Origin of the sequence: Rubellimicrobium thermophilum DSM 16684 (assembly GCF_000442315.1) — a bacterium.
Classification (GTDB): Bacteria; Pseudomonadota; Alphaproteobacteria; order Rhodobacterales; family Rhodobacteraceae; genus Rubellimicrobium; species Rubellimicrobium thermophilum.
In genome coordinates this window covers 80,130-92,714 of the sequence record NZ_KE557321.1, presented here as the reverse complement: position 1 = coordinate 92,714, position 12,585 = coordinate 80,130, and the positions used below count along the sequence as shown (strand labels likewise).

Annotated in this window: 9 protein-coding genes and 2 pseudogenes; 7 read left to right on the top strand and 4 right to left on the bottom strand. The window is 69.5% G+C overall.

From position 1 onward, the window contains the following. Window positions 1-103 precede the first annotated feature (103 nt). Together RUTHE_RS08230 and RUTHE_RS08225 are read left to right on the top strand one after the other, a co-directional pair. On the top strand, window positions 104-385 hold the full coding sequence (locus RUTHE_RS08230; protein ID WP_425413938.1) for an ArsR/SmtB family transcription factor: 282 nt from the start codon (window positions 104-106) through the stop codon (window positions 383-385). Window positions 386-423: 38 nt separating this feature from the next. Beyond that, on the top strand, window positions 424-1,479 hold the full coding sequence (locus RUTHE_RS08225) for a YeeE/YedE family protein (RefSeq protein WP_040645522.1): 1,056 nt from the start codon (window positions 424-426) through the stop codon (window positions 1,477-1,479). Window positions 1,480-1,488: 9 nt separating this feature from the next. Here RUTHE_RS08225 and RUTHE_RS17005 read toward each other — a convergent pair whose 3' ends face one another. Genes RUTHE_RS17005 through RUTHE_RS08215 form a run of 3 tightly spaced genes read right to left on the bottom strand, consistent with a single transcriptional unit; the run spans window position 1,489 to window position 4,070 of the window. After that, a complete protein-coding gene (locus RUTHE_RS17005) occupies window positions 1,489-1,608 on the bottom strand; it encodes a hypothetical protein (protein ID WP_021097911.1) in 120 nt (39 codons plus the stop codon). After that, window positions 1,608-2,639 carry a cytochrome d ubiquinol oxidase subunit II gene (gene cydB, locus RUTHE_RS08220; RefSeq protein ID WP_021097910.1) on the bottom strand — a complete coding sequence of 344 codons (1,032 nt, stop codon included), beginning with the start codon at window positions 2,637-2,639 and terminating at the stop codon, window positions 1,608-1,610. The genes RUTHE_RS17005 and cydB overlap by 1 nt, the downstream gene beginning before the upstream one ends. A 3-nt stretch (window positions 2,640-2,642) precedes the next feature. Then, window positions 2,643-4,070, bottom strand: a complete 1,428-nt coding sequence (locus RUTHE_RS08215; protein ID WP_040645575.1) for a cytochrome ubiquinol oxidase subunit I — start codon at window positions 4,068-4,070, stop codon at window positions 2,643-2,645. Between the two features lie 598 nt (window positions 4,071-4,668). Between RUTHE_RS08215 and hisD the strand changes: the two genes are divergently transcribed. From hisD to RUTHE_RS08200, 3 genes and pseudogenes are all read left to right on the top strand, one after another. Beyond that, the gene (hisD, locus tag RUTHE_RS08210; RefSeq protein WP_021097908.1) at window positions 4,669-6,000 is read left to right on the top strand and encodes a histidinol dehydrogenase; all 1,332 of its coding nucleotides are present in this window, start codon (window positions 4,669-4,671) and stop codon (window positions 5,998-6,000) included. Between the two features lie 4 nt (window positions 6,001-6,004). Then, a pseudogene (locus RUTHE_RS08205) lies at window positions 6,005-6,768 on the top strand (SDR family NAD(P)-dependent oxidoreductase). Then, window positions 6,765-7,805: a LacI family DNA-binding transcriptional regulator gene (locus RUTHE_RS08200; protein WP_021097905.1), complete on the top strand. Its 1,041-nt coding sequence runs from the start codon at window positions 6,765-6,767 to the stop codon at window positions 7,803-7,805. The pseudogene RUTHE_RS08205 and the gene RUTHE_RS08200 overlap by 4 nt, the downstream one beginning before the upstream one ends. Window positions 7,806-7,871: 66 nt before the next feature. Here the strand turns inward: RUTHE_RS08200 and RUTHE_RS08195 are convergent, their stop codons facing one another. Beyond that, entirely contained in the window at window positions 7,872-8,786 is a 915-nt protein-coding gene (locus RUTHE_RS08195; protein ID WP_021097904.1) for a hydrogen peroxide-inducible genes activator, read from the bottom strand. Between the two features lie 145 nt (window positions 8,787-8,931). Between RUTHE_RS08195 and katG the strand changes: the two are divergent. Together katG and argE are read left to right on the top strand one after the other, a co-directional pair. After that, window positions 8,932-11,158, top strand: a pseudogene (katG, locus tag RUTHE_RS08190) (catalase/peroxidase HPI). A gap of 150 nt (window positions 11,159-11,308) precedes the next feature. Beyond that, window positions 11,309-12,463, top strand: coding sequence for an acetylornithine deacetylase (gene argE / locus RUTHE_RS08185; protein ID WP_021097901.1), 1,155 nt, complete (start codon window positions 11,309-11,311; stop codon window positions 12,461-12,463). Window positions 12,464-12,585: the final 122 nt, after the last annotated feature.

The window sequence follows — 12,585 nt, the reverse complement described above, 5'->3', positions numbered from 1 at the left end:
GCACATCGTTGATATAGGTTGGTTGCGCCGTATCCGCCCGATGGAGACAGCCCTGTCCCTTCCTGCCTTCGACCACTCCCTGCCCGAGGCCGAGCTCGAGCAGATGATGGAAAAGGCCCAGCAGGCCTCCGACGTGCTCAAGGCCCTGAGCCACGAAGGGCGCCTGCTGATCCTGTGCCATCTTGTGACCGGCGAGAAATCGGTCGGCGAACTCGAACGTCTGCTTTCGGCACGACAGGCGGCCGTCTCGCAGCAGCTCGCGCGGCTGCGGCTCGAGGGGCTTGTCCGTCCGCGACGCGACGGCAAGACGATCTATTACAGTTTGACCGACGACCGCCCCCGGCGCATCCTCGAGCTCATCTACGAACTCTACTGCAAGGCGTGACGGCGCCCCGCGGCGCCGGCCGGGAGGGGGGGGGGGCCATGCTGGATATCCTGGGAGTCGACTGGTCCCTGTTCGCTGTCGGGGCAGGGGGCGGAATCGTGCTGGGCCTTGCCGCGCGACTCGGACGCTTCTGCACGCTGGGGGCGATCGAGGATCTGCATTACGGCGGTAACGCCGCGCGGATGCGGATGTGGGCCGTGGCCCTTGGCATGGCGATCCTGGCCACCTTCGCGGCCGCGGCAGCGGGCCTGCTGGAGATCGATGCCGTGGCCTATCTCGGCGCGGGAACACCCACGCTGATCGGAGCGGCGCTGGGCGGGCTGATCTTCGGCTATGGCATGGCGCTGGCCGGCAATTGCGGCTTCGGAGCTCTGGCACGGCTCGGCGGGGGCGATCTGCGTGCGCTGATGATCGTGCTCGTGCTCGGGGTTGCGGCCTATGCCACGCTCTCCGGCCCGCTGGCCCGCTTGCGCGTGATGCTGTTCGTGACGGATCCGCCCGCGGTCCCGCTGGGCCTTGCCCAAAGGGCCGATGGGCTGCTGGGCCTGCCGGCCGAGGTGATCGGCCTGCTGGCGGGGCTTGTTGTCCTTGCCGTCGCCCTGTTGCCTCCCCGCGACCGTCCGAATCCGGCCCAGACCGCCTGGGGAATGGTCGTGGGGCTTGCCATCGCGTCGGGCTTCGTGGGCAGCCAGGCGGTGATCACCCATGGCCTGGCCGCGGCCCCCCTCGCCTCCCACAGCTTTGCCGCGCCGGTCGGCGAAAGCCTCCTGTATCTGATGACCGCCAGCGGCTCGCGCCCCTCCTTTGCCGTGGGATCGGTGGCCGGCGTGCTGGCCGGATCCCTTGCGGGCTGCCTGCGCCGTCGGCGTTTCCGCTGGGAGGCCTGCGAGGACCCGCGCGAGCTGCGCCGCCAGATCGCGGGCGCGGCACTGATGGGCATGGGGGCGGTTCTGGCCGGGGGATGCAGCGTGGGCCAGGGCCTGTCGGCCTTCGCTGCCCTTGCCGTGACGGCGCCGGTGGTGCTGCTGTCGATCTGGATCGGCGCCGTGATCGGCCTGCGCCAGCTTGTGCTGGGCTTCCGCCCCGCCGACTGAGCGGATGCCTCAGCCCGCCAGCATGGCGCGGATCAGCAGGCCCGCCACCGCGACCGTCCCCACACCCGCGGCCCACAGACCGAGGAACCACAGGATCTCGCGCCGGCCGGGCCGTCGCCGCGCCGCCATCAGTGATAACCCGCCTGCGGATCCACCTTGCCGCGGAACACCCAGTAGGCATAGGCGGTATAGGCCAGGATGATCGGGATCAGCACCGCCGCCCCGATCAGCATGAAGAGCTGGCTCGTCTCCGGCGCAGCCGCCTCCCAGATGGTGACGCTGCGGGGAATGACATAGGGCCACATCGCCACCCCCAGACCGACAAAGCAGACCGCAAACAGCCCCAGCGCATACAGGAAAGGCCGGTATTCGTGCCGGTGCAGCGACAGCGAGCGCTCCAGCAGAGCGGCCAGGAGCAGCACCGCCGCCGCGACGCCCCCGGCCGCCACCAGCCCCCAGCCCGAGAACCAGCGGGCATAATAGCCCTCCTGCAGGAAGGGGGTCCACAGGCTCACCGCGCCGATGAACCCCACCGTGGCCAGGCCGAGCCAGCGGGCGCGGGTGCGCATCCGCTCCTGCAGGGGGCCCGTGGTCTTCATCACCAGCCAGCAGGCCCCAAGCAGCGCATAGCCCACGACGACGGCCACGCCCACGAAGAGCGAGAAGGGCGTGAGCCAGTCCCACCAGCCGCCGCCATAGGCCCGCGCCGCCGGATCGACCGCGATCCCCTGCAGCAGCGCCCCCAGCGCGATCCCCTGCGACAACGCCGCAAGCGCCGAGCCGCCGATGAAGGCCATGTCCCACACGCCCCGCCAGCGTTCGGTGCGCCAGCGGAACTCGAAGGCCACGCCGCGGAACACGAGGGCGAGCAGCATGGCGAGGATCGGCACATAGAGCGCCGGCAGCACCACCGCATAGGCCAGGGGGAAGGCGGCAAAGAGGCCGCCACCGCCAAGAACGAGCCAGGTCTCGTTGCCGTCCCAGACCGGGGCGACCGAATTCATCATGACGTCGCGGTCGCGCCGGTCCGGCTCGACGGCGAAGAGGATCCCCAGGCCGAGATCGAAGCCATCGAGCACGACATAGACGAACACCGCGAAGGCGATCAGGAAGGCCCAGATCACGGTGAGATCGAAGGAGAGGCCCGCGACAAGCGGCATGGATCAGCCTCCGATGGTCTGCGGCCGGCCCTGACGGGCGGCCTCGGCGGGGGCGGGGGTGATGCCGGCCGAGCGGATCGGCCCCTCGACCACATCATGCAGGCGCGGCTCGTCGGCGCGCGGCGGGCGCGACAACAGGCGCAGGATATACCAGGTCCCCGCTCCGAACACCGCGAAATAGATCACGACAAAGGCGACCAGCGACCAGGCCACGGCCGGCGCGGCCAGCGGGCTGGCACTGTCGGCGGTGCGCAGCAGGCCATAGACGGTATAGGGCTGGCGTCCCACCTCGGTGGTGATCCAGCCGGCAAGCACCGCCACGAGGCCGGACGGCCCCATCGCAACGGCGGCGCGGTGCAGCGCCGGCGAATCGAACAGCCGCCCCCGCCAGCGTGCCCAGAGCGACCAGACCCCGAGGCCGACCATCAGCAGCCCGAGCCCGACCATCACGCGGAAGGACCAGAAGACGATGGCAACGGGCGGCTGCTCGTCGCGGGGCACGGTGTCGAGACCCGGCAGGGGCGAGGTGAGGTCGTGCTTGAGGATCAGGTTCGACAGGCAGGGGATGCCCAGGGCGTAGTCGAGCCGCTGCGCCTCCTGATCGGGCAGGCCAAAGAGATAGAGCGGCGCACAGCCTTCGGGATGGGATTCGAAATGACCCTCCATCGCCATGACCTTGGCAGGCTGGTGGTGGAGGGTGTTGATCCCGTGCAGGTCGCCCAGCACGAGCTGGACAGGGGCGACCAGCGCGGCCATCCACATCGCCATCGAGAACATCGTGCGCGTCGCCTGACTGGGGATCTCCCCGCGGCGGCGGGCGCGCAGCAGATGCCAGCCCCCCACTCCGCCGACGATGAAGGCGGTGGTCAGATAGGCTGCCGTGACGGTATGGGCGAGACGGTAGGGAAAGGACGGGTTGAAGATGATGGCCCACCAGTCCTCGGGCAGGAACTGGCCGGTAGCCTCGTCGATCCGGTAGCCGGCGGGCGTGTGCATCCAGGAATTGACCGACAGGATCCAGAAGGCCGAAAAGATCGTGCCCAGGGCGACTGCAACGCAGGCGGCCATGTGCAGCCCTTCGCCCACCCGGTCGCGGCCGAACAGCATGATGCCGAGGAACCCCGCCTCGAGGAAGAAGGCCGACAGCACCTCATAGGCCATCGGCGCGCCGATCACCGGCCCGGCGCGGTCGGCAAAGACCGACCAGTTGGTGCCGAACTGGTAGGACATCACGAGCCCGGACACGACGCCCATCGCGAAGGCCAGCGCGAAGACCTTCACCCAGTAGCGGAACAGCTCGAGATAGCGGTGTTCGCGCGTCCACAGCCACAGCCCGTTGAGCACCGCCAGATAACTGGCCAGCCCGATCGTGAAGGCGGGAAACAGGAAGTGAAAGGAGACGGTGAAGGCGAACTGGATGCGCGCCAGCATCACCGCATCGAGATCGATCGGCACGAAGAGACCCCCTTCGGTGCGAGGGTTGCGACCCTCCGATGCATTGGCAATAGCATGGGTGGACCGCCCGACCAAACGCCGACAGCCCCTGCAGCCCGCGACCGAAACGCGCAGCCTGCGGCCGCACCCGGCCCGGCCAGGCCCTTGCGCGGGCGATTCGCCCCCCTGGGGAGGCGTTGCCGATTCTCCTGCAGAGCGCGCGTTGCGGCTACGCTTTCTTAACCGTTCTGTCACAGGATGGCCCCAGACGGACAGGGCCATTCCGGTCCCGCCGCAGCAGACGCAAAAGACGGAGCAGACAGAACAGCCATGGCCATCCTCCCCGATGCCGAAGCGTCCGGCCATCGCGCCGGGGCGCAGGACCGATTCCGGAAGAGGGCGCAAGGGCCCTGCCCCCTTGGGCAACGGATCATGATCGTCTGTTGCAATCGTATGCAACAAGGCGCAGGATCGGATCGCGGGCGCCATGCCCCAGGATCTGACCTGCCGGAGGACCGACCATGACCGCGATGCCCCCCCTGTCCCGTGCCCCCGCGGCACGGCCTGTTGGCGCTGCGACCTCGGAGGGTGTCGCATGACCATCCGCCATCTCAAGACCGGCAAGTCCGAATCCGAACGGGCAGCGGATGATGCCAGGGTGCGGGCGACCGTCGAACAGGCTCTGGCCGATATTGCGGCCCGCGGGGATGCCGCCGTGCGCGAGATGGCGTGGCGTTTCGACCGCCATGACCCGCCCTCCTTCCGCCTCTCCCCTTCCGAAATCGAGGCGGCGATGCAGAAGGTCCCGGCTCGGGACATGGCCGATATCCGCTTCGCCCAGGCCCAGATCCGCCGCTTTGCCGAGGCCCAGAAGGCGGCGCTGCGCGACATCGAGGTCGAGACGCTGCCCGGCGTGATCCTCGGCCATCGCAATATCCCGGTGCAGTCGGTCGGCTGCTACGTTCCCGCGGGAAGGTTCCCGATGGTGGCCTCGGCGCATATGTCGGTGCTGACGGCCCAGGTCGCGGGCGTGCCCCGGATCGTGGCAAGCGCCCCGCCGGTGAACGGCGCGCCCCATCCGGCGATCGTGGCCGCGATGCATCTGGCCGGCGCGCACGAGATCTATGTGCTGGGCGGCATCCAGGCCGTGGGCGCCATGGCGCTGGGCACCGAGACCATCCGGCCGGTGGACATGGTGGTGGGTCCCGGCAATGCCCATGTGGCCGAGGCCAAGCGCCAGCTGTTCGGGCGCGTCGGCATCGATCTCCTCGCCGGCCCGACCGAGACCATGGTCATCGCCACCGAGGATGCCTGCGATGCCGAGATGGCCGCGACCGATCTTCTGGGCCAGGCCGAACACGGCCCCAACTCGCCCGCCTGCCTGATCACGAATTCCCTTCCCCTGGCCGAAGCCACGCTGGCCGAGATCGACCGGCTTCTCTCCATCCTGCCCACGCGCGAGACCGCCGCAGCCAGCTGGCGGGACCATGGCGACATCTATGTCTGCGACAGCCACGAGGAGATGCTGGGGCTGGCCAATGACCTGGCCTATGAACATGTGCAGGTGATCACCGACCGCGACGACTGGTATCTGGAGAACATGCACAGCTATGGGGCGCTGTTCCTTGGCCCGCGAACGCATGTGGCCAACGGCGACAAGGTGATCGGCACCAACCACACCCTGCCCACCCGGCGGGCGGGCCGTTATACCGGCGGGCTGTGGGTCGGCAAGTTCCTCAAGACCCATAGCTATCAGCGGATCACCACGGACCGGGCCGCCGCCCTGGTCAGCAGCCATGGCTCGCGCCTGTGCCTTCTCGAAGGCTTCGTGGGCCATGCCGAACAATGCAACCTGCGCGTCCGCCGCCATGGGGGGATCGACATCCCCTACGGCGCGCCGGCCCCCGTGCAGGACATGGCGGAGTAGGCCCATGAGGCTGCCCCGCACGCCGTCCTTCCGGCTCGACGGCCGCCGCGCCCTTGTCACGGGCGCCTCCTCCGGCATCGGTCTGGCGGCGGCCGCCGCGCTGGCCGAAGCGGGGGCCGAGGTGGCGCTGATCGCCCGGCGCCGTCCCGAACTGGAGAGGGTGCGCGACGCGATCCGCGCCGCGGGCGGGCAGGCCGAGGCGCATCCCCTCGATGTGACGGATCGCGAGGCCGCGGCCGCCTTCGTGGCAGGGCGGGGCCCCTTCGACATCCTTGTCAATGCCGCCGGCATCGCCCGCCATGCCCCCGCGATCGAGGTCTCGCCGGCCGATCTCGATGCCACGCTGGACGTGAACCTGCGCGCGGCCTTCTTCCTGTGCCGGGAGGTCGCACGAGGGCTGATCGCATCCGGTCGCCCCGGCAGCCTGATCAATGTCTCGAGCCAGATGGGCCATGTGGGCGGCCCCGACCGTGCCGCCTATTGCGCCTCCAAGCATGCGCTCGAGGGGATGACCCGGGCGATGGCGATCGAATGGGGGCGCATGGCATCCGGGTGAACACGCTCTGCCCCACCTTCATCCGGACGCCCCTGGCCGAACGGACGCTTGCCGATCCCCGGCGCCGGGACTGGATCCTGTCGAGGATCCGCCTTGGCCGTCTGGGGGAACCGGAGGATCTCATGGGACCGGTGCTGTTCCTAGCCTCGGACGCCTCGGCGCTGATGACGGGGGCATCGCTTCTGATCGACGGGGGGTGGACGGCAGGATGACCGATCAGCCTGTCAGGGTCACGGCCATGGATGTGGCACGCCTCGCAGGGGTCTCGCAGTCGGCTGTCAGCCGCGTCTTCACCCCCGGCGCCCCGGTCTCGCGCAGGATGGCCGAGAAGGTGCGCGCCGCGGCCGAACAGCTCGGCTACCGGCCGAATGTCCTGGCCCGCGCAGTCATCACGGGGCGCAGCCGCATGATCGGCCTCGTCGTCGCCCATCTGGAGAACCAGTTCTACCCGGTGGCCATCGAGCATCTCTCCCGAGCCCTGCAGGCGCGCGGCTATCACATCCTGGTCTTCCTGGCCGGAACCGACAGCGGCCGCACCGCCGAGGTGGTGCAGGAGCTTCTCGACTACCAGGTGGACGGCATCGTCTTCGCCTCGGTGGCACTGACCAGCGACATCGCCAGCCGCTGCGAATCCGCGGGCATTCCGGTCGTCCTCTTCAACCGCGGTCAGGAGGGCGAGGCCCATGCCGAGGTGACCTCGGACAATCTCGAAGGCGGGCGCATCGTGGCGCGTTTCCTGCTCGCCGGGGGGCATCGCCGCATCGCCCATGTCGCCGGCTGGCAGGGGTCCTCCACGGGCCGGGACCGGGCCGAAGGCTTTCGCCGGGGTCTTGCCGAGGCCGGACAGGAGCCGCTTGCCGTCATCGACGGCTTCTACGACCGCGACGAGGCCGCCCGGGCCGCACACCGCCTCATGGACCGGCCCGATCCGCCCGATGCGATCTTTGTCGGCAACGACTACATGGCCTTCGGCGTCATGGACGCGCTGCGGTTCGAGCGGGGGCTGCGCGTGCCGGAGGATGTCTCGGTCGTGGGCTTCGACGATGTGCCCCTTGCCGCCTGGCCGGCCTATGACCTCACGACCATCCGCCAGCCCGTGGAGGCCATGGTCGACGCCACGGTGGATGTCCTGATCCGTCAGATCGAAGAGGGGGCGCGCGAAGCCGTCCGTCTGCGCCTGCCGGCTCCTCTGGTCCTGCGCGGCTCTGCCCGGAGCCGGCGCAATGGCCCTGATCCGACCTGCCCTTGAGCCGGGCGCCCAGACCGTCCCCGCCCGGACCGTCCCGAGGAAGGAGCACGTGCCCCGGCGATGTCCCTAGCCCTCGCGAACCGCGGCCAGAACGGCCTCGCCTGCCTCGCGCACGGCTTCGGCCACGCGGGTCAGGGCCGGGGCCAGAGGGGTCGTCCTCCGCCAGACGAGGCCCAGCCTGCGCGAGGGCGGGACGCCCTGGAAGCGGGAGAGGGCCACATTGGCCGATCGGGTCTCCACCGCAACGGCCATCTCGGGCAGGAGGGTGACACCGATCCCCGCCCCCACCATCTGCACCAGTGTGGACAAGGCGCTGCCATCGAGCCATTCGCGAGGCCGTCCGCCCTCGATCCCGCAGAAGGCCAGCGCCTGATCGCGGAAGCAATGCCCCTCCTCCAGAAGAAGCAAGCGCATTTCCCGCAGCCGGTCCGGGGCCGGCACCGGCTTGCCGGCATCGCGTGCAGGCCGCACGAGCAGGAAATCCTCATGCAGCAGGGGGACTTCCTCCAGCTCGGGCTCCGAGACGGGCAGGGCGACCAGCGCGGCATCCAGACGCCCCTCCAGAACCTCCTCGAGAAGGCGGGGTGTCACGGTCTCGCGCAGATTGAGATCCAGCCCGGCCTCGATCCGCATGAGGCGGGGCACCAGCGCCGGCAGAAGATAGGGCGCCACGGTCGGGATCACGCCAAGCCGCAGCCGGCCGAGCCGCCCCTCGCGCGAGGCGCGTGCCACCTCGCCGATCTCGTCCACGGCCCGCAGGATGTCGCGCACGCGCGGTATCAGCGTCTCGGCCAGCGGGGTCAAACGGACGGTCCGGGCCCCGCGTTCGAACAGGGGCGAACCGAGCGCCGCCTCCAGCTCGCGGATCTGCATGGACAGCGCCGGCTGCGAGACGGCCGCCGCATCGGCGGCGCGACCGAAATGGCGATGACGGACCAGCGCATCGAAATAGCGCAGCTGGCGAAGCGAGAGGTTTATCATCAGTTGGTCTTATGAAGAGGATCAGAAAATAGAACTAAACCCGATGGAACAGATCTGCTAGAGGGCGGGCGACGGCCGGGACGGCCCCTTGCGGGATTGGCCCATTCCCGGCCGCGGAATCAGGGACTGGACGATGGAGGACCGCATGGACGGAAACATCAAGGACGCCGCGCAATGCCCGGTGGCGCATGAAGGCCACCGGCGGGCGCGCTTTTCCGGCCGGACGAATCGCGACTGGTGGCCGCGGGCGCTCAACCTGAACATCCTTCATCAGCACCATCCCCGCGGCAATCCGATGGGGCCGGCCTTCGATTACCGGGCCGAATTCCAGAAGCTCGACTACGAGGCGCTCAAGGCTGATCTGCGCGCCCTGATGACCGACAGCCAGCCCTGGTGGCCGGCCGACTGGGGACATTACGGCCCCCTCTTCATCCGCATGGCCTGGCACAGTGCGGGCACCTACCGCACCGCTGACGGCCGGGGCGGGGCGGGATCGGGCACCCAGCGCTTCGCGCCGCTCAACTCCTGGCCGGACAACGGCAATCTCGACAAGGCGCGGCGCCTGCTGTGGCCGATCAAGAAGAAATACGGCAACCGCATCTCCTGGGCGGATCTGATGATCCTGGCCGGAAATGTCGCGCTCGAGTCCATGGGCTTCAAGACCTTCGGCTTCGGCGGCGGCCGCGTCGATGTCTGGCAGCCCGAGGAGGACATCTACTGGGGCGACGAGGGCGAATGGCTCGCCACCTCGGAGAAGGAGCACAGCCGCTATTTCGGTGACCGCCAGCTCGCCAATCCCCTCGCGGCGGTGCAGATGGGCCTGATCTATGTCAACCCCGAAGGACCGGACGGCAAGCCCGATCCCGTCGCCTCGGGCCGCGACGTGCGCGAAACCTTTGCGCGCATGGCCATGAACGACGAGGAGACCGTCGCCCTCGTGGCCGGCGGGCACACCTTCGGCAAGGCCCATGGCAATGGCCCCGCCACCGCCGTCGGTCCCGAGCCCGAAGCCGCCCCGCTGCATGCGATGGGACTGGGCTGGCTGTCCACGCATGGCACAGGCCATGGCAAGGACACCATCACCTCCGGCATCGAAGGCGCCTGGAAGCCCAATCCGACCACCTGGGACATGGGCTATTTCGACATGCTCTTCGGCTATGAATGGGAGCTGGTGAAGTCTCCCGCCGGGGCCTGGCAGTGGCTGGCCAAGGATGTCCGGCCCGAGCACATGATCCCCGATGCCCATGACCCGTCGATCCGGCATCGGCCCATGATGACGACGGCCGACCTCTCGCTGCGCTACGATCCCATCTACGAACCCATCGCCCGGCGCTATCACGCCAACCCGGACGAGTTCGCGGATGCCTTCGCGCGGGCCTGGTTCAAGCTCACCCATCGCGACAGTGGGGCCGAAGCGGCTCTATCTCGGCCCCGAGGTGCCGGCAGAAGACCTCATCTGGCAGGATCCGGTGCCCGAGGTGGACCACCCCCTGGTCGATGCCGCCGATATCGCCGCCCTCAAGGCGCGCATCCTGCAATCCGGCCTCACCACGGCCGAACTGGTGCGCACGGCCTGGGCCTCGGCATCGACCTTCCGGGGATCGGACAAGCGCGGGGGCGCCAACGGCGCGCGCATCCGCCTGGCCCCGCAGAAGGACTGGCCCGTCAACCGGCCCGAGGAGCTCGCCCGGGTGCTGTCGGTTCTCGAGGGCATCAAGGCGGAGTTCGACGCCAGGGCCGAAGGCGGCAAGAAGATCTCCCTGGCCGATCTGATCGTGCTGGCCGGTTCGGCAGCGGTCGAGGCCGCCGCGCGCGCGGCCGGCCATGACATCGAGGTGCCCTTCACCCCCGGCCGCACCGACGCCACCGAAGCCCAGACCGATGCCCATTCCTTTGCCGCGCTCGAGCCCGAGGCGGACGGCTTCCGCAACTGGCAGAAGGGGCCGCTCTCCGTCGAGCCGGAGGAGATGCTGATCGACCGTGCCCAGCTCCTGACGCTGTCGGCGCCGGAGATGACCGTCCTCGTCGGCGGGATGCGGGCGCTCGGGGCCAATGCCGAAGACAACACCCATGGCATCCTGACCGACCGGCCCGGCCAGCTCACCCCGGACTTCTTCGTCAACCTGCTCGACATGGGCACCGTCTGGGCGCCGATGGCCAATGCGGACGGCCTCTACGAGGGGCGCGACCGCCAGACCGGCGCCCTGCGCTGGACCGGCACGCGGGTCGATCTGATCTTCGGCTCCAACTCGCAGCTGCGCGCCCTGGCCGAGGTCTATGCCCAGGACGACAATGCCGGCAAGTTCGTCGCCGATTTCGTCGCCGCCTGGACGAAGGTCATGGAGCTCGACCGCTTCGACCTGCACGCCTGAGCCGCGCGAGTCATCCGGCCCCGTCCCCCTGCCAGGGGGCGGGGTCCCCCTGTCCTGCGGAACAGACCGCCTGCCAAGGCCCTGTCGCCCCGCCGCCGATGCCGCTAGACCGGAACCGGGAACATCCCGCTCCCCGGGGGACGCAGAGCCTTGGACAGCATCACCCTTCTGGACCGCCTCATCGCCCATCAGACGGTCAGCCGGAACCCGAACCGGGCCCTGATCGAGGATGTCGCCACGCTTCTGCGCGGGGCCGGGCTCGATCCGGTGCTGCTGCCCGATGCAGAAGGCGGCAAGGCCAATCTCTTCGTCACCGCCGGACCGCGCGACCGCGGGGGTGTGATGCTCTCGGGCCATACCGATGTCGTCCCGACAGAGGGGCAGGACTGGACCCTGCCCCCCTTCGTGCTGACGCGGCGGGATGGCCGGCTCTACGGGCGGGGCACGGCCGACATGAAGGGCTTTGTCGCCTGTGCGCTGCGGGCCATGCTCGCGGCAAGCCGCCGCCCGCTCGCCCTGCCGCTGCATCTGGCCCTGTCCTACGATGAGGAGCTGGGCTGCCTCGGCGTGCCGTCGCTCATCGCCATGCTGGCCGCTGCGCCGGTGCGGCCGCGCCTCGTGATCGTGGGAGAGCCGACGGGCATGCAGGTCGCCACCGGGCACAAGGGCAAGGTCGCCCTGCGCGCGATCTGCCACGGACGCGAGGCGCATTCGGCCCTCGCCCCCCTCGGCCTCAATGCAATCCATCTGGCAGCCGATCTTCTCTCCGTGCTGCGCGCCATGCAGGCCCGTCTCGAACGCGAGGGGCCGCGCGATGCCGATTACGACATCCCCTATACCACGGTGCATGCCGGCACGATCGCGGGGGGGGTGGCGCTCAACATCGTGCCGAATCACTGCGTGATGGATTTCGAGATCCGCAATGTCGTGGAAGACGACCTGTCCGCCCTGGTGGCGGAGCTGCGGCAGCAGGCAGACCGGATCGCGCAGGAGACCGGCGAGGGGGCCGCGATCGTCATCGAGGAACGGTTCCGCTATCCCGGCCTCGGCACGCCGACGAATGCCGCGGCGGTGCGGTTCGTGCAGGCCCTGACCGGGGCGAACGGAACGATCAAGGTGGCCTTCGGCACCGAGGGCGGCCTGTTCGCCGAGGGGCTGGGCGTGCCGGTGGTGATCTGCGGACCCGGCTCCATGGCGCAGGGGCACAAGGCAGACGAGTTCGTCACCGAGGACCAGATCGCACGCTGCGACGCGATGCTCGACCGTCTGCTGGAGCGGCTGGAGGCGGGACTTCCCGAAGTCTGACAGCCCCAGGCCGCAGCCGCGCGCAGCCAGGGCGCGGGACGGGCGGGACGGAAGCGGAGGCCGGGGGGCCGGAGACATCGGGCATATCCTGATTCGATTCGGGGTGACGGCCCCCTTCATGC